The following is a 548-nucleotide window of genomic DNA, read 5'->3' as shown; positions in this document are numbered from 1 at the left end:
CCTTCACACGGAATAGAGCCTGCTGGCGGCGATGGAAACCGCCGGACGCGAACTGTCCGACGAGGCCGAACGCGAGGCGATGAAGGATGCCGGCATCGGCACGCCCGCCACCCGTGCCGCCATCATCGAAACGCTCTTTGCCCGCGAGTATGTCAGGCGAGAGAAAAAGTCGCTTGTACCCACGGACAAGGGACTGGCCGTGTATGCCGTGGTCAGGGACAAGAAGATCGCCGATGTCGCCATGACGGGCGGCTGGGAACTGGCCCTCTCGAAGATCGCCACCGGGGAGATAGACGCCCCGACGTTCCATCGCGGTATCGAGGTCTTCGCCTCGCAAATCGCCAAAGAACTGCTGGAAGCAAGAATCGACGGCGCGGAGAGTGACACAGCCTGCCCGCGTTGCGGCAGGCCCGTGGTGTTCTATCCCAAACTCGCCAAGTGTCAGAATCCCGATTGCGGCCTGACCGTATGGAGAACCGTGGCCCGCAAGGAGCTGACCGACAAGCAGCTCGCGGAACTGCTGACCAAAGGCAAAACCGGCACGATCC

The 548-nt window shown here is 62.4% G+C and carries 1 protein-coding gene; it reads left to right on the top strand.

The genetic code is table 11. The features are described 5' to 3' along the window. Nucleotides 1-31: 31 nt before the first annotated feature. The coding region (locus tag FOT55_RS12510) for a DNA topoisomerase (RefSeq protein WP_238476107.1) at nt 32-548 on the top strand (517 nt) is incomplete at its 3' end.

It is taken from the genome of Serratia bockelmannii, from assembly GCF_008011855.1.
Taxonomy (GTDB): Bacteria; Pseudomonadota; Gammaproteobacteria; order Enterobacterales; family Enterobacteriaceae; genus Serratia; species Serratia bockelmannii.
The sequence above is the reverse complement of the archived record's forward strand: the minus strand, read 5'-3'. Positions and strand labels throughout refer to the sequence as shown.